The sequence below is a fragment of the Paenibacillus sp. OSY-SE genome (assembly GCF_000283315.1).
GTDB classification, from domain to species: Bacteria; Bacillota; Bacilli; order Paenibacillales; family Paenibacillaceae; genus Paenibacillus_B; species Paenibacillus_B profundus.
This window is the reverse complement of sequence record NZ_ALKF01000065.1, coordinates 1-238: the sequence shown is the minus strand read 5'-3', so window position 1 is coordinate 238 and position 238 is coordinate 1. Positions and strand designations below refer to the sequence as shown.

Sequence of the window (238 nt, the reverse complement as noted above, 5' to 3'; positions counted from 1 at the left end):
TTGTTTTTATTGGTCTGTTCATGCTCATGGGCCATACGATGCTGATCCAGTCGGGCGATACGATCAATCTCAATATTTCTACCTATCTGAAGCCAAGCACCTTCGTACTGATTGTCTCGCAGTTGCTTTTGTTGTATGGGCTGCTACTTCATCTGCAAAAAGACCAGCGTTCCGAGCCGTTTCGTCGTATGCTAAACTGGATCGGACGCTATTCCTTCGGAGGATATCTGGCCCATGC

1 pseudogene is annotated in these 238 nt (G+C 47.5%); it reads left to right on the top strand.

The window, feature by feature from the left end:
* A pseudogene (locus A372_RS32715) lies at positions 1–238 on the top strand (acyltransferase); the annotation flags it as partial.